Annotated in this window: 18 protein-coding genes; 6 read left to right on the top strand and 12 right to left on the bottom strand. The window is 69.5% G+C overall.

Annotated elements, in window-relative coordinates:
• Window positions 1–993, bottom strand: a complete 993-nt coding sequence (locus tag IM787_RS16515) for a C4-dicarboxylate TRAP transporter substrate-binding protein (protein WP_193677766.1) — start codon at window positions 991–993, stop codon at window positions 1–3.
• Window positions 994–1083: 90 nt separating this feature from the next.
• Here IM787_RS16515 and IM787_RS16510 point away from each other — a divergent pair, with 90 nt between their 5' ends.
• Entirely contained in the window at window positions 1084–1905 is an 822-nt protein-coding gene (locus IM787_RS16510; RefSeq protein WP_193677765.1) for an IclR family transcriptional regulator, read from the top strand.
• Window positions 1906–1919: 14 nt separating this feature from the next.
• Window positions 1920–2690, top strand: coding sequence for an SDR family NAD(P)-dependent oxidoreductase (locus IM787_RS16505; protein WP_193677764.1), 771 nt, complete (start codon window positions 1920–1922; stop codon window positions 2688–2690).
• Window positions 2691–2693: 3 nt separating this feature from the next.
• Here the strand turns inward: IM787_RS16505 and IM787_RS16500 are convergent, their stop codons facing one another.
• Window positions 2694–2993, bottom strand: a complete 300-nt coding sequence (locus tag IM787_RS16500; RefSeq protein ID WP_193677763.1) for a hypothetical protein — start codon at window positions 2991–2993, stop codon at window positions 2694–2696.
• A gap of 78 nt (window positions 2994–3071) precedes the next feature.
• Entirely contained in the window at window positions 3072–5684 is a 2613-nt protein-coding gene (gene clpB / locus IM787_RS16495) for an ATP-dependent chaperone ClpB (protein WP_193677762.1), read from the bottom strand.
• A gap of 101 nt (window positions 5685–5785) precedes the next feature.
• Between clpB and IM787_RS16490 the strand changes: the two genes are divergently transcribed.
• Window positions 5786–6361, top strand: coding sequence for a hypothetical protein (locus tag IM787_RS16490; RefSeq protein WP_193677761.1), 576 nt, complete (start codon window positions 5786–5788; stop codon window positions 6359–6361).
• Between the two features lie 19 nt (window positions 6362–6380).
• Here IM787_RS16490 and IM787_RS16485 read toward each other — a convergent pair whose 3' ends face one another.
• Both IM787_RS16485 and IM787_RS16480 read right to left on the bottom strand, forming a co-directional pair.
• Window positions 6381–7610, bottom strand: coding sequence for a flavin-dependent oxidoreductase (locus tag IM787_RS16485; protein WP_193677760.1), 1230 nt, complete (start codon window positions 7608–7610; stop codon window positions 6381–6383).
• Window positions 7611–7612: 2 nt separating this feature from the next.
• A complete protein-coding gene (locus IM787_RS16480; protein ID WP_193677759.1) occupies window positions 7613–8587 on the bottom strand; it encodes a tripartite tricarboxylate transporter substrate binding protein in 975 nt (324 codons plus the stop codon).
• A gap of 93 nt (window positions 8588–8680) precedes the next feature.
• Between IM787_RS16480 and IM787_RS16475 the strand changes: the two genes are divergently transcribed.
• Both IM787_RS16475 and IM787_RS16470 read left to right on the top strand, forming a co-directional pair.
• The gene (locus IM787_RS16475; RefSeq protein ID WP_354004431.1) at window positions 8681–9190 is read left to right on the top strand and encodes a MarR family winged helix-turn-helix transcriptional regulator; all 510 of its coding nucleotides are present in this window, start codon (window positions 8681–8683) and stop codon (window positions 9188–9190) included.
• Between the two features lie 25 nt (window positions 9191–9215).
• Window positions 9216–10199: a Bug family tripartite tricarboxylate transporter substrate binding protein gene (locus tag IM787_RS16470; RefSeq protein WP_193677757.1), complete on the top strand. Its 984-nt coding sequence runs from the start codon at window positions 9216–9218 to the stop codon at window positions 10197–10199.
• A gap of 32 nt (window positions 10200–10231) precedes the next feature.
• Here the strand turns inward: IM787_RS16470 and IM787_RS16465 are convergent, their stop codons facing one another.
• From IM787_RS16465 to IM787_RS16435, 7 genes are read right to left on the bottom strand one after another with little or no spacing between them, the layout of a single operon-like run.
• Window positions 10232–10705, bottom strand: a complete 474-nt coding sequence (locus tag IM787_RS16465) for a molybdenum cofactor biosynthesis protein MoaE (protein WP_193677756.1) — start codon at window positions 10703–10705, stop codon at window positions 10232–10234.
• 4 nt (window positions 10706–10709) lie between these two features.
• Window positions 10710–10961: a molybdopterin converting factor subunit 1 gene (gene moaD, locus IM787_RS16460; RefSeq protein WP_193677755.1), complete on the bottom strand. Its 252-nt coding sequence runs from the start codon at window positions 10959–10961 to the stop codon at window positions 10710–10712.
• On the bottom strand, window positions 10958–12187 hold the full coding sequence (locus IM787_RS16455; RefSeq protein WP_193677754.1) for a molybdopterin molybdotransferase MoeA: 1230 nt from the start codon (window positions 12185–12187) through the stop codon (window positions 10958–10960). The genes moaD and IM787_RS16455 overlap by 4 nt, the downstream gene beginning before the upstream one ends.
• Complete coding sequence (gene mobB, locus IM787_RS16450) at window positions 12184–12717, bottom strand: molybdopterin-guanine dinucleotide biosynthesis protein B (protein ID WP_193677753.1); 534 nt, start codon at window positions 12715–12717, stop codon at window positions 12184–12186. Before mobB ends, IM787_RS16455 begins: the two co-directional genes overlap by 4 nt.
• Complete coding sequence (gene thrC / locus IM787_RS16445; RefSeq protein WP_193677752.1) at window positions 12714–14123, bottom strand: threonine synthase; 1410 nt, start codon at window positions 14121–14123, stop codon at window positions 12714–12716. Before thrC ends, mobB begins: the two co-directional genes overlap by 4 nt.
• Window positions 14124–14136: 13 nt before the next feature.
• Window positions 14137–15459 (bottom strand): homoserine dehydrogenase, encoded by a 1323-nt coding sequence (locus IM787_RS16440; RefSeq protein ID WP_193677751.1) that lies wholly within the window; start codon window positions 15457–15459, stop codon window positions 14137–14139.
• A complete protein-coding gene (locus tag IM787_RS16435; RefSeq protein WP_193677750.1) occupies window positions 15456–16682 on the bottom strand; it encodes a pyridoxal phosphate-dependent aminotransferase in 1227 nt (408 codons plus the stop codon). Before IM787_RS16435 ends, IM787_RS16440 begins: the two co-directional genes overlap by 4 nt.
• Before the next feature lie 93 nt (window positions 16683–16775).
• On the opposite strand from IM787_RS16435, the gene IM787_RS16430 reads away from it, so the two are divergent.
• Entirely contained in the window at window positions 16776–17150 is a 375-nt protein-coding gene (locus IM787_RS16430; RefSeq protein ID WP_193677749.1) for an Mth938-like domain-containing protein, read from the top strand.
• The last annotated feature ends 101 nt before the right edge of the window (window positions 17151–17251 follow it).

The raw sequence follows: 17251 nt of genomic DNA, 5'->3' as shown, positions 1-17251 counted from the left end.
CTACTTCTTGCCGATCTCGCGGTGCACCGCGTTCCTCACGTCCACCAGCTTCAGCTGCTCGTAGGCCTTCTCGCCGGCGCGGCGGAAGGCCGCCAGGTCGACGTCCTCCGTCACCGTCATGCCGCGCGCCTTGAGCTGCTGCTTGACCTCGCCCTCGAGCTTGAGGATCTCGCGGCTGGTCTCCTCGCCCGCCTTGTCGCATTCCTCGGTCAGCGCCGCCTGGTACTCCTTGGGCAGCGTGTCGAACCACTTGCTGCCCACCACCTCGAAGTTGATCAGCATGATGTGCTTCGTCTCGGCCGCGTGCTTCAGCACCTCGTAGAACCGTCCCGCGGGGATGTTGTTGTAGACCAGCTCGACGCCGTCGATGGCCTTCTGCTGCAGCGCCGGGTACATCTCGCCGAACGCCATGGCGACCGGCGAGGCGCCGAGCGCGCGCACCGACTCCTGCCAGATCGGCGCGGGCGGCGTGCGCACGCGCAGGCCCTTGAGGTCCTCCGGCTTCTTCACCGGCTTGTTGGTGAAGAAGTGGCGGTAGCCCTGCACCCAGTTGAAGCACACCACCTTCAGGCCGTGCTTGCTGGCGAGCTCCTCCTGCCACTTCAGGACGCTGGGCGCCGTGCGCAGCTTGCCGACTTCTTCCAGCGTCTCGACGAAGTACGGGCCGTTCATCACCGCGAGCGCCGGCACGTAGTTGCCCAGGCGCGCCGAGTCGGTGTTCTGCCCGAGGTTCGCGCCCTGCCGCATCTGCTCGATGATGTCCTCTTCCTTGCCCAGCTGCGCGCTGTGGAAGACGTCGATCTTGAGGCCGCCCTTGGTGCGCGCCGCCACGCGTTCGGCCCACCGCTGGAAACCGGCGTGGTACGGCTCCTTGGGCCCGAGCACGTGGTTGAACTTCAGCGTGTAGGTCTTGGGGGCCTGCGCGGACGCACCGGCGGCGGCGAGGACGGCGATGGCGGCGCACAGCGCGCGCGCAGCGTGGACGGCTCTCATGCTTTGTCTCCTTGGTGCGGGCCTTGCTGGATCGTGGCCGCTGCTGCTAATCTAGCAAATGAAACGCGACGCGGAGACACGTTGAATACTATGAAACACGCAACGGCCACGCGCCTGCCCGTTGCGCCGCACCGGGGCGCCAGCACCACGCACCGTTCACTCGAACGCGGCCTGGCCGCCATCGAGCTGCTGGCGGGCGCCGGCGCACCGCTGCCGCTGTCGGAGGTCGCGCGCCGGCTCGGGCTGCACCGCAGCACCGCGCACCACCTGCTGCAGACGCTCGTCACCCTCGGATGGCTGCGGCAGGAGGAAGAGTCCCGCGGGTATTCCCTCTCCGCGCGCCCCTACCAGCTGACCGGGCGCAAATGGAGCGTCGCGCAAATCGGCGAGCTCGCGCAGCCGCTGCTGGAGCGCCTCACGCGCGAGACCGGCGAAGGCAGCAGCGTGGCGGCGTGGGTGGACGGCATCGTCACCATCGCCGCCAAGCGCGAGCACGACGGGCCGGTGCGCGTGGTGCAGGACGTCGGCGGCGAACGCCCCGTGTACTGCACCGCCGTGGGCAAGGCCATCGCGGGCTGGCTGCCGCGCGCCGAGGTGCTGGCGGCGCTCGCGCGCCAGCCGATGGTGGCGCTGACGCCGAAGACCATCACCACGGTGGCCGCGTTCGAGACCGAGCTGCGGCGCATCCGCACCGCGGGCTACGCCATCGACGACGAGGAACAGTTCGAGGGCCTGCGCTGCGTCGCCATGCCGGTGTTCTGCCACACGGGCGAAGTGGTCGGCTCGATGTGCGTGGTCGGACCCAAGCACCGGCTGACGCACCAGAAGCTCGCCGCCGTGCGCGCGCCGCTGGGCGCGATCGCGCGCGAGCTCTCGGAGCGGCTCGGGTTCATGGATGCGGGACGGGACTGAAAGGGAGGCAAGCGATGCAACTGGAACACCGCTTCGGGCTGGCGGGCAGGCAGGCCCTGGTGATCGGCGGCGGCACCGGCATCGGCCGGGCGATCGCCGTGGGGCTGGCGGAAGCCGGGGCCGACGTGCACCTGGCGGGCCGGCGCGCCGACGTGCTGGAAGGGGCCTGCGGCCAGTTGCGCGCGCTGGGGCGGCGGTCGCGCGCCTACCCGGTCGACGCGACGGACATGGATGCCCTGCGTGAATTCGTGGGCACCGTGACGCTGGACACCGGCGTGCCGGACATCCTGGTGAACGCCCAGGGCGTGATGAAGCTGCAGGCGTCCGAGGACTACGAGCCCGAGGACTACGAACGCATCATGGACACCAACGCGAAGAGCGTGTGGTTCGCCAGCACCTGGTTCGGCCGCGGCATGCTGGCGCGCGGCAGCGGCTGCGTGGTCAGCATCGCCTCGCTCGCCTCCTTCCGCGGGTTCGCGCGCAACGGCATCTACTGCATGAGCAAGCACGCGGTGCGGGCGATGACGGAGACGCTCGCCTCCGAATGGGCGTCCCGCGGCGTGCGCGTGAACGCGATTGCCCCCGGCTTCTTCATGACCGACCTGAACAAGGACTCCATGACGGAAGACCGCAAGCAGCGGGCGATGGCGCGCATCCCGATGGGCCGCTTCGGCGACCTCGACGAACTCGCGGGCGCGGCGGTGTACCTGGCCTCGCCCGCCGCGAAGTACGTGACGGGCGCAACCATCGCGGTGGACGGAGGCTTCCTGGCCGCCGGGATGTAGGGACTACTTCGGCTCGACGTCGGTCACGTCGACCAGCGGGCGGCGCACGCCGGCCGCGGCGTCGGCGCGCGGCGTGCGGCTGGCGGGCTGCGCCTGCGCTCGCCGCATCATCTCGTCGAACGCGGCGCGCGGGCCGGCGCCCATCACGAAGGGCGAGACGGGCCGGCCGGTCAGGCGGCACCAGGCGGCGCGCACGAACCACAGTGCCATCAGCAGCACGAACACGCAGGCGACCGCCGCCGCCATGACGAGGCCGGCCGCCAGCAGCAGCGCACGAAGCAGGAAGCTGAACAAGGTGGGCATGTGGCTCCATTGTGCGGCAGCCGGAAAGGACCGCCGGAGCCCCGGGGGCTCCGGCAGCCCTCCCGGCAGCCGCGACGGTCAGGCGGCCGCGGCTTCGCGGGCCGCGCCGAAGTGGAAGACCCCGGGCTGGCGCACCGGGTCGACCTCCACCGGGATCGTGCTCTTGGGCGGGAAGCGGCCCTCGAGGATCAGCTTCGACAGCGGGTTCTCGATGCGCTGCTGGATCGCGCGCTTGAGCGGCCGCGCGCCGAACACCGGGTCGAAGCCGACCTTCGCCAGTTCCTCCAGCGCCGCCGGCGACACCTGCAGCGTGAGGTCCATCTTCGCCAGGCGCTGCTCCAGCACGCGCAGCTGGATCTTCGCGATGCGCGCGATGTGCCCGGCGCCCAGGCCGTGGAACACCACCGTCTCGTCGATGCGGTTCAGGAACTCCGGCCGGAAGTGGTTCTTGAGTTCGTCCCACACCGCTTCCTTCACGTCCTCGTAGGGCTTGTCCACCATCGCCTGGATCATGTGCGAACCGATGTTGGAGGTCATCACGATCACGGTGTTCTTGAAGTCCACGGTGCGGCCCTGGCCGTCCGTGAGGCGGCCGTCGTCCAGCACCTGCAGCAGCACGTTGAACACGTCGTGGTGCGCCTTTTCGATCTCGTCGAACAGGATCACGCTGTACGGCTTGCGGCGCACGGCCTCGGTCAGGTAGCCGCCCTCCTCGTAGCCGACGTAGCCGGGCGGCGCGCCGATCAGCCGGGCCACGGAGTGCTTCTCCATGAACTCGCTCATGTCGATGCGGATGAGGTGCTCCTCACTGTCGAACAGGAAGAACGCCAGCGCCTTGCACAGCTCCGTCTTGCCCACGCCGGTGGGGCCGAGGAAGAGGAACGAGCCGGTCGGCCGGTTCGGGTCCGACAGGCCCGAGCGCGAGCGGCGGATCGCATTGGACACCGCGGCGATCGCCTCGTCCTGCCCGATCACGCGCTCGTGCAGCTTGTCCTCCATCTGCAGCAGCTTCTCGCGTTCGCCCTGCATCAGCTTGGACACGGGGATGCCCGTGGCGCGCGCCACGACCTCGGCGATCTCCTCGGCGCCGACCTGCGTGCGCAGCAGCTGCGGCTTGCCGCTCTTGCCCTTGGCCGCTTCCGCGGCCTGGGCTTCCTTCAGCTGCTTTTCCAGCGCCGGCAGCTTGCCGTACTGCAGCTCGGCGACCTTGTTGAAGTCGCCGCTGCGCTTCTGCTCCTCGATCTGGAACTTGACCTTTTCCATCTCCTCGCGGATCTGGGCGCTGCCCTGCGCGGCAGCCTTCTCGGCCTTCCAGATCTCCTCGAGGTCGGAAGTCTCCTTGCGCAGGCGCGCGATCTCCTCCTCGATGAGCGACAGGCGCTTCTGCGAGGCTTCGTCCTTTTCCTTCTTCATCGCCTCGCGCTCGATCTGCAGCTGGATCATGCGGCGGTCGAGGCGGTCGATGGCTTCGGGCTTGGAGTCGATCTCGATCTTGATCTTGGAGGCCGCCTCGTCGATCAGGTCGATGGCCTTGTCCGGCAGGAACCGGTCGGTGATGTAGCGGTGCGACAGCTCCGCCGCCGCGACGATCGCCGGGTCGGTGATGTCCACGCCGTGGTGCGCTTCGTACTTGTCCTGCAGGCCGCGCAGGATGGCGATGGTCGCCTCCACGGTCGGCTCGCCGACGAGGATCTTCTGGAAGCGGCGCTCGAGCGCGGCGTCCTTCTCGATGTACTTGCGATATTCGTCGAGCGTGGTGGCACCGACGCAGTGCAGCTCGCCGCGCGCCAGCGCCGGCTTGAGCATGTTGCCCGCGTCCATGGCGCCTTCGGCCTTGCCGGCGCCCACCATCGTGTGCAGTTCGTCGATGAAGACGATCGTCTGGCCTTCGTCCTTGGCCAGTTCGCTGAGCACGGTCTTGAGCCGCTCCTCGAACTCGCCCCGGAACTTGGCGCCGGCCAGCAGCGCGGCCATGTCGAGCGACAGCACGCGCTTGTTCTTCAGCGTCTCGGGCACTTCGCCGGACACGATGCGCTGGGCCAGGCCCTCGACGATGGCGGTCTTGCCGACGCCGGGCTCGCCGATCAGCACCGGGTTGTTCTTGGTGCGGCGCTGCAGGACCTGGATGGCGCGGCGGATCTCCTCGTCGCGGCCGATCACGGGGTCGAGCTTGCCCATGCGGGCGCGCTCGGTGAGGTCCAGGGTGTACTTCTTCAGCGCCTCGCGCTGGCCTTCGGATTCCGCGGAATTCACGTTCTGCCCTCCCCGCACGGCGTCGACCGCCGATTCCAGCGCCTTGCGCGCCAGGCCGTTCTCGCGCGCGATGCGGCCGATGTCCTGCTTGGTCTCGGCCAGCGCGAGCAGGAAGTTCTCGCTGGCGATGAACTGGTCGTTGCGCTTGAGCGCTTCCTTCTCCGCCGCCTGCAGCAGCACGCCGAGGTCGCGGCCGACGCCGATCTGCTCCTGGCCCTGCACCTGCGGCAGCTTGTGCATCGCGCCCTCGGCCGCCGCCAGCAGGCCCTGCACGTTGGCACCCGCGCGCTGCAGCAGCGCCCGCGGCCCGTCTTCCTGCCGCAGCATGGCCACCAGCAGGTGCACCGGCTCGATGTAGGCGTGGTCGTTGGCCAGTGCCAGGCTCTGGGCGTCGCCCAGGGCTTCCTGGAACTTGGTGGTCAGTTTGTCGATTCGCATGGTGGAAATACTCCGTTACGGCCCAGATAGGCGTGGGGCGGACCTTTTCAAGGGCAGTGTGCGCCCGCGGAGCGGGCCCGTGCTGACTAGAATCAAGCGCCATGCAGATCCACCAGATGTCGGTCACCTACCTGCCCGAACAGGATCGCATCCTCATGCGCGTGAACACCACCGAGGGCGAGGAGATGCGCATGTGGCTCACCCGGCGCCTCATGGTGGGGCTGTGGCCGCTGCTGTCGAAGCTGCTGACCGAGCACCTGCTGAAGCTGGAGTCCGCCGGAGCTTCACTTGCGGGCGCCAACCCCGAACTCAAGAAGATGCTGGCGGACTTCCGGAAGGAAGAGTTCCTGCAGCACGCCGACTTCGACACGCCCTACCAGGAAGGCCAGGGCCGCCTGCCCCTGGGCGAGGAACCGCTGCTGGTCACCGACGTCGACGCCACCCCGCTCGCGAGCGGGCCGCTGCGACTGAACTTCAACGAACGGCCGCCGTCCACCGGCGATGCCAAGCCGCGCAGCTTCCAGATGGAGATGCAGCCGAAGCTGATGCAGGGCCTGATGCACCTGCTGGACCAGGCCCTGCTGCAGTCCGGGTGGCGCGACGCCTTCGTGCAGGCCGCCGCCGTCGAGCCTGCGCTGGAAGAAGGCGACGCCGCCAAGCCGCGGTACCTGAACTGACCACGGCCCTCCCGGGGGCCTACTTCGCCTTCTCCAGCGCGAAGCCCGCGACCCGCTTGTAGTCGTCGGAGATGCGCTGCAACTCCTCCTGGCTCACGAGGTCGTCGATGCTGCCGGGGAAGGGCCGGCCGCCGCTGAGCGCATCGGCCTTCATGATGATGAAGTCGGGCGGGACGGTGCGGTTGGTCTCGACCACCTTGGCCGTCGCCGGCAGGCGCACGGCTTCGTAGCGCCGCAGGGCGGCCGCAGGATCGCCACCCTCGGCCAGCAGGCCCGCCAGCGTCGAGGCGTCGATCAGGGCCTGTGCGCTGCCGTTGGAGCCCCGCGGGTACATCGGGTGCGCGGCGTCGCCCAGGAGCGTGACGCGGCCGAAGGTCCATTGCGGCACCGGGTCCTTGTCGACCATCGGGTACTCGAGGATCTCGCTCGCCGTGGCGATGAGGCGCGGCACGTCGAGCCAGTCGAACTTCCATTCCCGGTAGACCGGGAGGAAGTCCTCCAGCCGCCCCGGCTTGTTCCAGTCGTTCATGCCGCTCTCGGCACGGCGGATCTCCGCCGTCCAGTTCACCAGCTGGTTGCCCCGGCCGTCCACGTCGTCCACGATGGGGTATACGACCATCTTCCCCGTGTCGATGGACCCGATGCGCATGTAGGTCTTGCCGGTGAGGATCGGCGGGTGCACGGTGACGCCGCGCCAGGTGTTGATGCCGGCGAAGGCAGGCTGCTCGCCGGGATAGAACTGGCGGCGCACCGTGGAGTTCACGCCGTCGCAGGCGACCACCAGGTCGGCCCGGACCGGCTCGCGTGCACGGCCCTGCGGGTCGCTGAAACCGAGCGTGACCTGCCCGCCCTCCTGCTGCACGCCGGTGCAGCGGTGCCCGAGGTGGACGTGCTGGGCGCCCAGGCGTTCCACGGCGGCCTGGTACAGCACGCCGTGCAGCTTGCCGCGGTGCATCCCGATCTCGGGCACGCCGTAGCCGGCGTGGCGCCCGCGCGGCTCGCGGTAGATGAACTGGCCCCAGCGGTTGAAGAACACGCTCTCCAGGTTCTCGATGCCCAGCGCCTCCAGCTGCGGCTGCACGCCCAGCGCGGCCAGCTCGCGCACCGCGTGCGGCAGCAGCGTGATGCCGACACCGAGCTCCTTCACCTCGGGTACGCCTTCGTAGACGTCGCAGGGGATGCCCCGCTGGTGCAGCCCCAGCGCGAGCGCCAGACCGCCGATGCCGCCGCCGACGATCGCGATGCGCATGTCTATTCGGCCCTGATGTTCTGGCGCTTCACCAGCTGCGCCCAGCGCTCGGCGTCGCGTTCGACCAGGCGGCGGAACGCCTCGGGCGTGCTGCCTTCCGGGTCCATGCCCTGCGACTGGAACGCGGTGCGCACCTCCGGGGCGGCGAGGATGTCCTGGAGCTCGCGGTTCAGGCGCTGGACCTGGTCCGGCGGCGTGCCCGGCGGCGCGAAGATGCCGAACCACATGGCGACGTTGACGTTGCCGGCCCTGGCTTCCGCGAGGGTCGGCACCTCCGGCAGCAGGGCGTGGCGCTTGTCGCTGCCGATCCCCAGCGGCACCAGCTTGCCCGTGCGGATGTGCGGCAGCGCGACGTGGATGGGCAGGAACATCGCGTCCACCTGCCCGCCCAGCAGGTCGGTGACGGCCTGCGCCGTGCCACGGTACGGGATATGCGTAAGGAACACGCCGGCGGTCTGCTTGAACAGCTCCATCGACATGTGGTGCGGCGTGCCGACGCCGGGGCTGGCGTAGTTCAGGCGGCCGGGCTTCGCCTTCGCCGCGGCCACCAGCTCGGCGGCGGTGCGGATCCCCGTGTCCGGGTGCGTGACCAGCAGCAGCTGGCCCCAGCTGGTGAGCGACACCGGCACGAGGTCCTTCACCGGGTCGAACGGCAGCTGCGGGTAGAGGCTGCGGTTCATGACCAGCGTGTTGACGCTCACGAGCAGCGTGTTGCCGTCGGCCGGGGCGCGCACCACGGCTTCGGTGCCGATGTTGCCGGAGGCGCCCGCGCGGTTCTCCACCACCACCGGCCGCCCGAGGCGCTGGCCCAGCCGGGGCCCGACCGTCCGCGCGACGATGTCGATGCCGGTGCCCGGCGTGAAGGGAACGACCAGCCTGAGCGGCGCACCCGTGCCGGCGGGCTGCGCCACCTGGGCCCCGGCCTGCAGGCTGCAGGCCGCCAGCACGGCCATGGCCGCGCGCACGAAAGGGATCATGGGGACGGCCTCCGATGCGTTGGCATGCTAACGAGTATTCGGAGTCCGGCGGCAGGGCACAATCCGCGCATACCCGCAGAAGAAGCAGACGCCGTGCCCGCATCCCCGAAATCCCCCAGCACGCTCGCGCGCCTGTACGCGCGGCCGGGCTTCCTGCTGCGCCGCGCGCACCAGATCTCGGCGGCCGTGTTCGAGGACGCCTGCAAGGACGTGGCGCTGACGCCGGCCCAGTTCGGTGTCCTGACCGTGCTGCAGGCCCACCCCGGCCTGGGGCAGTCGACCCTGGCACGCGCGCTCGGCTTCGACAAGGTGACGGTCCTGCGCGTGCTGCGCGGCCTGCAGTCGCGCGGCCTGGTGGACCGCGGGCCCTCCGAGGACAACCGCCGCAATGTGTGCGTGACGCTCACCGCCGAGGGCGAGCGGCTGCTGCAGCAGGCGCAGAAGCCGGCGGAACGCGCCTACAAGCGCCTCATGGCGCCGCTCGACAAGGAGCAGCAGGACCAGCTGCTGCACCTGCTGCAGCTGCTGACCGGCGAGCTCGAGGACGAAGCCCGCGCCGCCTTCGTCCCGCCCTCCGCGCCAGCCCCGCGTCAGGCGGCCTGAGCCGCGGCCCGGCTATGCTTGGCGGATGGCCCATCCGCAAACCCCCTTCCGCCCCGTGCGCCGGCTCCTGCTGGCCTCCTTCCTCACCCTGGCCGCCGGCTTCGCGCAGGCGCAGTCCGGCACACCCGTGCGCATCCTGGTCGGCTTCCCGCCGGGCGGCGGGACGGACGCGATCGCGCGTGCGCTGGCCGACAAGCTGAAGGACCAGCTCGGCGCGCCGGTGGTGGTGGAGAACAAGGCGGGTGCCGGCGGCCAGATCGCCGCGCAGACGCTCAAGGCGGCGGCGCCGGACGGGCACACGTTCTTCCTGAGCCACGACCACTCGATCTCCATCCTTCCGCTGGTGACGAAGAACGCCGGCTTCGACCCGGCGGTGGACTTCGTGCCGGTGGCGGGCTTCGCCACCTTCGCCAATGCACTCGCCGTCTCGGGCGGCACCCCGGCGAAGTCGGTGGCCGAGTACGTGCGCTTCGTCCAGGGCAACGGCGGCAAGGACACGATCGGCATCCCCGCCCCTGCTTCGATCCCGGAATTCATGGTCGGCATGATCGGCACCCGCTACCAGCTGGACCTGCAGGCCGCGCCGTACCGCGGCAGCGCGCCCATGATGGCGGACATGCTGGGCAACCAGATCAAGGCCGGCGTCGCGTCGATCCCGGACTTCATCGAGAACCACAAGGCCGGCAAGGTGCGCATCGTGGCGGTGATCGGCGACAAGCGCCAGGCGATCCTGCCGGACGTGCCGACCTTCAGGGAACTCGGCATCAACGGCCTGGAGGAGCTGCCCTACTACGGCCTGTTCGCACCGGCCGGCACGCCCGCGGCGGTGGTGGAGCGTTTCAACGCCGCGCTGGCCAAGGTGGTCGCGATGCCCGAAGTGCGCGAGCAGCTCACGGCGATGGGACTCACCGTCGCCTACCAGCCGCAGGCGGCTTTCGCCGCGCGCGTGAAGGGCTACACCCAGAGCTGGGACCGGATCATCAAGGCGAGCGGCTTCACGCCGAAGTAGGTCGTCGTCCCGCCGGCGCAGCCGGCGGGGCTTCAGGAGTTGCTGCTCGTGATGCCCCAGCGCGCCAGCGCCGCATCGTCGGCGACGCGCGCGTCCACCCAGCGCTCGCCATCCGGCGTGCTTTCCTTCTTCCAGAACGGCGCCTGGGTCTTCAGGTAGTCCATCAGGAATTCGCAGGCCTGGAAGCTCTGGCCGCGGTGCGCGGAGGTGACGGCCACCAGCACGATCTGGTCGTGCACCTGCAGCGGCCCCACGCGGTGGATGACCCGCGCCGCGCGGATGTCGAAGCGGCGGAAGGCCTCGTCGATCATCTGCTCGATCGCCTTCTCGGTCATGCCCGGGTAGTGCTCCAGCTCCATCGCGCTCACGGCGCTGCCTTCGCTGCGGTCTCGCACCGTGCCGATGAAGCTGCAGACCGCACCCACACCGCCGTCGCCGGCGCGCAGCGCCGCGATCTCGGCAGCCACGTCGAAATCCGCCGCCTGGATGGAAACGCGCGCGACCACGGCCTCAGCCTCCGGTGACGGGCGGGAAGAACGCGACTTCGCAGCCTTCCCGCAGCGCCGCGCCCTCGTCGCTCATCTCCTGGTCGAGCGCGAGGCGCACCGACTTGCCGCGGGCCAGCGCGGAGGCATGGGGCTCGCCGCGGGCGATCAGCTCGTCACGCAGCGCGCCCAGCGTCCCGCTGCGGGTCGAGAGCGTCTCGCTGCCGTGGCCGATCGCCTCGCGGATCGACGCGAAGTAGCGGATGCGCACGTTCATGCCAGCAGCTCCGCCAGCGGCAGGAAACGCAGCACGTCGCCGTGCTTCACCGTCTGCCCGGCGGGCAGGTCGATGAGTCCGTCCGCCCAGACCGTGGAGGTCAGCACGCCCGAACTCTGGTTCGGGAAGAGCTCCAGTCCGCCTTGCGCGTTCCGGCGCGCCCGCAGGAACTCGCGGCGCCTGTCGGCGCGCGGCCAGTCGAAATGCGCCGGCAGCGGCACGGCCGCGGGCGCCAGTTCGACCGCACCCTGCAGCTGGAGCAGGAAGGGGCGCACCAGCAGCAGGAAGGTGACGAAGCTGGACACCGGGTTGCCGGGCAGGCCGATGAAATGCGCTTCGCCGATGCGCCCGTGCGCGAACGGCTTGCCCGGCTTCATCGCGATCTGCCACAGGTCCAGCGACCCGAGCTGCTGCACGGCGGGCTTCACGTGGTCTTCCTCGCCGACCGAGACGCCGCCGCTGGTGAGGATCAAGTCGTTGCCCGAGGCGGCCTCGCGCAGCGCCTGCACCGTGGCTTCGCGCCGGTCCGGCACGATGCCGAAGTCCTGCACCTCGCAGCCCAGGCGCCGCAGCAGGCTGCGCAGGAAGAAGCGGTTGGAGTTGTAGATGGCGCCCGGCTGCATCGCTTCCGGGGCCACCTGGCCGGGCATGACGAGTTCGTCGCCGGTGGAGAACAGCGCCACGCGCGGCCGGCGCGCCACCTGCAGCTGGTCGCGGCCGATGCTGGCGGCCAGGCCTTGCGCCGCCGGGCCCAGCCGCGTGCCGCGCGCCAGCACCGTGCTGCCGCGGGTGATGTCCTCGCCGCTGCGGCGGATCCACTGGCCTTCGGAGGGGACGCGCAGGATGCGGACGCGCCCATCCTCCAGCGCCTCGGTGTCCTCCTGCATCACGATCGCGTCCGCGCCTTCGGGGACGGACGCGCCCGTGAAGATGCGCGCGATCGTGCCCGGCTGCAGCGGTAGCGCGGCGGCGCCGGCGGGGATGCGCTGGCTCACCGGCAGCGGAACGCCTTCGTCGGCGATCTCGCCGCGCCGCACCGCATAGCCGTCCATGGAGCTGTTGTCCTGCGGCGGCACCTGCAGCGTGGAAACGAGGTCTTCCGCCAGGACCCGGCCGTCCGCGTCGAAGGTGGCGACGCGTTCCGTGCCGCCCAGGGGTTGCGCGAGCGCCAGCAGGGCCGCGAGGGCATCGTCCAGCGGGCGCAGCGGCGGCCGGGCAGCGTTCACGCGTAGTTCTCCGGGTGGTAGTCGAACCGGTCGCCATTGTCGACCAGCCACTGCGCCACCGCATCCGGGTCGTTGAGATCCAGCACCGGCCGCAGGGTGGGCTCCGGCAGCATGCCGGGCGAGTCGGTGGCGATCGCGACGATGAACGCGTCGTCGGGATAGCGCGCCGGCTTGCCGGCCTGCGCCCGCCAGACCTCCACCTTCAGCAGGTTGCTCTGCTTGAAGCCTTCCACCAGCACCCAGTCGACGCCGTCGTAGAGCTCGGAAATCAGGTGGTGCACCGAGAGCTGCGCCGGCTGCTCGAACTCGCGCATCAGCGCCAGCCGCCGGTCCGACGCGACCACCACCTCGAAGGCACCGGCCTCGCGATGGCGGTGGGTGTCCTTGCCGGGATGGTCGATGTCGAAGTCGTGGTGCGCGTGCTTGACCACCGACACGCGCAGCCCGCGCATCCGGAGCGCCGGGATCAGGCGCTCGACCAGGTGCGTCTTGCCCGCGCCGGAATATCCAGCGAAGCCGACGACCTTCATGACACGTGCGCGGCGATGAACTGCTTCACCTGCGCGGCATCGGCGGGCAGCACGGTCACGCGCTTGGGAAGGCCTTCGATGCCGGCGAACTTCGCGGGCCGCTCCGGTTCGTGTCCCAGCGCCTCGACGATGGTGGCGGCGAACTTGATGGGCAGCGCCGTCTCCAGCACGATCATCGGGATGCCGGCCTGGACGTGCGCGCGCGCGACCTTCAGGCCGTCGGCGGTGTGCGTGTCGATCACGGTGCCGAAGCGCGCATGCGTGTCGCGGATCGTGGCGAGCCGGTCGGCGTGCGTGCTCTTGCCGGACACGAAGCCGTACTGCTCGCGGGCGCGGGCGATGTCGCCGGACAGGTCGAAGCGGCCCTTGGCCACCAGTTCCTCGGCGAACAGGTAGCGCAGCTTCGCGCCGTCGCGGCCGACCAGGTCGAAGACGAAGCGCTCGAAGTTGCTGGCCTTCGAGATGTCCATCGAGGGGCTGGAAGTCTCGTAGGTGTCCTTGCTGCCGCGCACGCGGTAGATACCGGTGCGGAAGAACTCGTCGAGGACGTCGTTCTCGTTGGTGGCCAGCACCAGCCGGGCGACCGGCAGGCCCATCATGCGGGCCACGTGGCCGGCGCAGATGTTGCCGAAGTTCCCCGAGGGCACGGCGAAGGAGACCTGCCGGTCGTTGGCGGAAGTCGCCTGGAAGTAGCCGGCGAAGTAGTACACCACCTGGGCGACGAGCCGCGCCCAGTTGATCGAGTTGACGGTGCCGATGCGGTGCTTGCGCTTGAAGGCCAGGTCGTTCGAGACCGCCTTCACGATGTCCTGGCAGTCGTCGAACACGCCCTCGATCGCGAGGTTGTGGATGTTGGCGTCCTGCAGGCTGAACATCTGCGCCTGCTGGAAGGGGCTCATGCGGCCGTGCGGCGAGGTCATGAAGACCCGCACGCCCTTCTTGCCGCGCATGGCGTACTCGGCGGCGCTGCCGGTGTCGCCCGAGGTGGCCCCCAGGATGTTCAGTTCCTCGCCGCGGCGGCCGAGCTCGTACTCGAACAGGTTGCCGAGCAGCTGCATCGCCATGTCCTTGAAGGCGAGCGTGGGTCCGTTGGACAGCGCCTCCAGGAACACGCCCTCTTCCAGTTTCCTCAGCGGGGCGATCTCGCGCGTGCCGAACACCTCCGCCGTGTAGGTCTTGCGACAGATCGCCCGCAGGTCCTCCGCGGGAATATCGTCGATGTAGAGCGAGAGGATCTCGAAGGCCAGGTCCGCGTACGGCAGGCCCCGCCATTTCGCCAGCATCGCCGCGTCGACGCGCGGATAGCTTTCGGGCAGGTAGAGGCCGCCGTCGGGCGCCAGGCCCTCCAGCAGGATCTCGCAGAAGCGCTTGCGGTCCGGGTGGCCGCGGGTGGACAGGTACAGCATGGTCCCTCGGCCCTCAGGCCAGTTCTTCCTTGCGGATGCGGGTGATCGGGGCCAGCACCGTCGCGAGGCCCTGCATCTGCGCGATCACCTCGTTCATCGTGCCTTCGCGCACGTTGTGCGTCAGCAGGATCAGGTCGGTCTGCGTCGAACCCTTGCCGCCAACGGCGGAGGCCTCGCGCTGCAGCATGGCGTCGATGCTGATGCCGGCGGTGGCCAGCAGGCCGGCCACCTTCGCCAGCACGCCGGCCTGGTCGGCCACGCGCAGGCGCAGGTAGTAGCTGGTCACCACCTCGCTCATCGGCAGCACCGATTCGTCGCTCAGCGCCTCGGGCTGGAAGGCCAGGTGCGGCACGCGGTGCGCGGCATCGACGGTGTGCAGGCGCGTGACGTCGACGAGGTCGGCGATGACCGCACTGGCCGTCGGCTCGCTGCCGGCGCCCTTGCCGTAGTACAGCGTGGTGCCGACGGCGTCGCCCTGCACCACCACCGCGTTCATCGCGCCCTCGACGTTGGCGATCAGGCGCTTGCAGGGCACCAGCGTCGGGTGCACGCGCAGCTCGATGCCCCGGGGAACGCGCTTGGTGATGCCCAGCAGCTTGATGCGGTAGCCGAGTTGTTCGGCGTACTCGATGTCGACCGAGGAGAGCTTGGTGATGCCCTCGACATAGGCGCGGTCGAACTGCACGGGGACGCCGAACGCGATGGCGCTCATGATCGTCGCCTTGTGGGCGGCGTCCACGCCTTCGATATCGAAGGTCGGGTCCGCTTCGGCGTAGCCCAGGCGCTGCGCTTCCTTCAGCACCACCTCGAAGTCCAGCCCCTTGTCCCGCATCTCGGACAGGATGAAGTTGGTGGTGCCGTTGATGATGCCGGCGATCCATTCGATCCGGTTGGCCGTGAGGCCCTCGCGCAGCGACTTGATGATCGGGATGCCGCCCGCGACCGCCGCCTCGAACGCCACCATCACGCCCTTGGCGTGGGCCGCCGCGAAGATCTCCGTGCCGTGCACCGCCAGCAGCGCCTTGTTGGCCGTGACCACGTGCTTGCCCTGTGCGATGGCTTCCATCACCAGCTGACGCGCGATGCCGTAGCCGCCGATCAGCTCGATGACGATGTCGACGTCCGGGTTGGCGATGATCTCGCGTGCATCCTTGACCACCTTCGCGCTGCTGCCCACGACCGCCTCGGCCCGGGCCGTGTCGAGGTCCGCGACCATCGTGATCTCGATGCCGCGGCCGGCACGGCGCTGGATCTCGGCCTGGTTGCGCTTGAGGACGTTGAAGACGCCGCTGCCGACGGTGCCTATGCCGAGCAGTCCGACTTGGATCGGTTTCATGAACTGTGTCGCTTGCGGTAGTTTTCGAGGAAGCGCGCGATGCGGTTGACCGCTTCGCGCAGGTCGTCCTCGTGCGGCAGGAACACGATGCGGAAGTGCTGCTGGTCGGGGTAGTTGAAGCCGGAGCCCTGCACCAGCATCACGCGCGTCTGCTGCAGCAGTTCCAGGAAGAACTGGCGGTCGTCCTGGATCGGGTAGACCTTGGGGTCCAGGCGCGGGAACATGTACAGCGCCGCCTGCGGCTTGTTGCAGGTGACGCCCGGGATCGCGGTGATCAGCTCGTACGCCAGGTCGCGCTGGCGGCGCAGGCGTCCGCCCTCGCCCACCAGTTCGCCGATGCTCTGGTAGCCGCCCAGCGCCGTCTGGATGGCGTACTGGCCCGGCACGTTGGAGCACAGGCGCATGTTGGAGAGCATGTTGAGGCCCTCCATGTAGTCGCCGGCCGCGCGCTTGTCGCCGGAGACCACCATCCAGCCGGCGCGATAGCCGCAGGAACGGTAGCTCTTGGACAGCGAGTTGAAGGTGAGCGTGAGCACGTCCTCCGACAGGCTGGCGATGGCGGTGTGCTTCACGCCGTCGTACAGCACCTTGTCGTAGACCTCGTCGGCGAAGACCACCAGGCCGTGCTGGCGCGCGATCGCCACCAGCTCCTTCAGCAGCGCGTCGGAGTACAGCGCGCCGGTCGGGTTGTTCGGGTTGATGACGACGATGCCCTTGGTGGCCGGCGTGATCTTGCGGCGGATGTCGTCGAGGTCGGGCATCCAGCCGTTGGCCTCGTCGCACATGTAGTGCACGGGCGTGCCGCCGGAGAGCGCGGTCGATGCGGTCCACAGGGGGTAGTCGGGCGCGGGCAGCAGCAGCTCGTCGCCTTCGTTGAGCAGCGCGTTGGTGGACATCGCGATCAGCTCGCTGGCGCCGTTGCCCAGCCAGATGTCGTCGAGCGTCACGCCCTTGATGCCCTGCTGCTGGGTGTAGTGCATCACGGCCTTGCGCGCGGCGAAGATGCCCTTGCTGTCCGTGTAGCCCGCCGAATTCGGCAGGTTGCGGATCATGTCCTGCTGGATCTCCTCGGGCGCGTCGAAGCCGAACGGGGCGAGGTTGCCGATGTTCAGCTTGATGATCTTGTGGCCTTCCTCCTCCATCTGGCGGGCGGCGTCCATGATCGGTCCCCGGATGTCGTACAGGACATTGGCGAGCTTGGTGGATTTCTGGACGGTCTTCAAAAAGCCCTCCTGACGGGCGCGGATGCGAGGTGAAACCTATAATTTGACCACAGTCCCGCGCGGCCCCCCGCGCCTGTCCGCCGCACACCGCCCTTGAAGCTCCAGCCCGATCAATCCGACGTCCAGACCATCACGGGCTATGGCCCCGGCTGGGTGGGCGTGGGCGGCGAGAAGATCACGCACAACGTGGTGATCGGCTCGCGCGGGGAGCGCTTCGCCTGGGCCGCCGGCTTCGACGCGCTGGGCGTCGCCGACTTCGAGGCGCTGGCGCAGCTGCAGGTGGAGGTCGTGATCTTCGGCAGCGGCCCGCGCATCCGCTTTCCGCATCCGGCGTGGGTCGCGCCCCTGGCGATGCGGCGCATCGGCATCGAAACCATGGACACCGCGGCCGCCTGCCGCACCTACAACATCCTGGCGCAGGAGGGGCGCGAAGTCGCCGTGGCCCTGCTGCTCGAGACGGCGCCCTGAGGCCAAAGGGCGGCCGCAGCCCGTTTCGCGGTAAAATCGCGCATTGCGGCCGGGCCTGCGCGAAGCCCCCGCCAACGAGCAAGACTGTCACACAGAACCAA

The organism is Ramlibacter pallidus (assembly GCF_015070875.1).
Taxonomy (GTDB): Bacteria; Pseudomonadota; Gammaproteobacteria; order Burkholderiales; family Burkholderiaceae_C; genus Ramlibacter; species Ramlibacter pallidus.
Note: the sequence above shows the minus strand (reverse complement) of the source record. Positions and strands in the feature narration are given on the sequence as shown.

Bases quoted from the DNA above. Each gene is read 5' to 3' on its own strand.
- IM787_RS16515 (WP_193677766.1), bottom strand. From the start codon at position 993: ATGAGAGCCGTCCACGCTGCGCGCGCGCTGTGCGCCGCCATCGCCGTC.
- IM787_RS16510 (WP_193677765.1), top strand. From the start codon at position 1,084: ATGAAACACGCAACGGCCACGCGCCTGCCCGTTGCGCCGCACCGGGGC.
- IM787_RS16505 (WP_193677764.1), top strand. From the start codon at position 1,920: ATGCAACTGGAACACCGCTTCGGGCTGGCGGGCAGGCAGGCCCTGGTG.
- IM787_RS16500 (WP_193677763.1), bottom strand. From the start codon at position 2,993: ATGCCCACCTTGTTCAGCTTCCTGCTTCGTGCGCTGCTGCTGGCGGCC.
- clpB (WP_193677762.1), bottom strand. From the start codon at position 5,684: ATGCGAATCGACAAACTGACCACCAAGTTCCAGGAAGCCCTGGGCGAC.
- IM787_RS16490 (WP_193677761.1), top strand. From the start codon at position 5,786: ATGCAGATCCACCAGATGTCGGTCACCTACCTGCCCGAACAGGATCGC.
- IM787_RS16485 (WP_193677760.1), bottom strand. From the start codon at position 7,610: ATGCGCATCGCGATCGTCGGCGGCGGCATCGGCGGTCTGGCGCTCGCG.
- IM787_RS16480 (WP_193677759.1), bottom strand. From the start codon at position 8,587: ATGATCCCTTTCGTGCGCGCGGCCATGGCCGTGCTGGCGGCCTGCAGC.
- IM787_RS16470 (WP_193677757.1), top strand. From the start codon at position 9,216: ATGGCCCATCCGCAAACCCCCTTCCGCCCCGTGCGCCGGCTCCTGCTG.
- moaD (WP_193677755.1), bottom strand. From the start codon at position 10,961: ATGAACGTGCGCATCCGCTACTTCGCGTCGATCCGCGAGGCGATCGGC.
- mobB (WP_193677753.1), bottom strand. From the start codon at position 12,717: ATGAAGGTCGTCGGCTTCGCTGGATATTCCGGCGCGGGCAAGACGCAC.
- thrC (WP_193677752.1), bottom strand. From the start codon at position 14,123: ATGCTGTACCTGTCCACCCGCGGCCACCCGGACCGCAAGCGCTTCTGC.
- IM787_RS16440 (WP_193677751.1), bottom strand. From the start codon at position 15,459: ATGAAACCGATCCAAGTCGGACTGCTCGGCATAGGCACCGTCGGCAGC.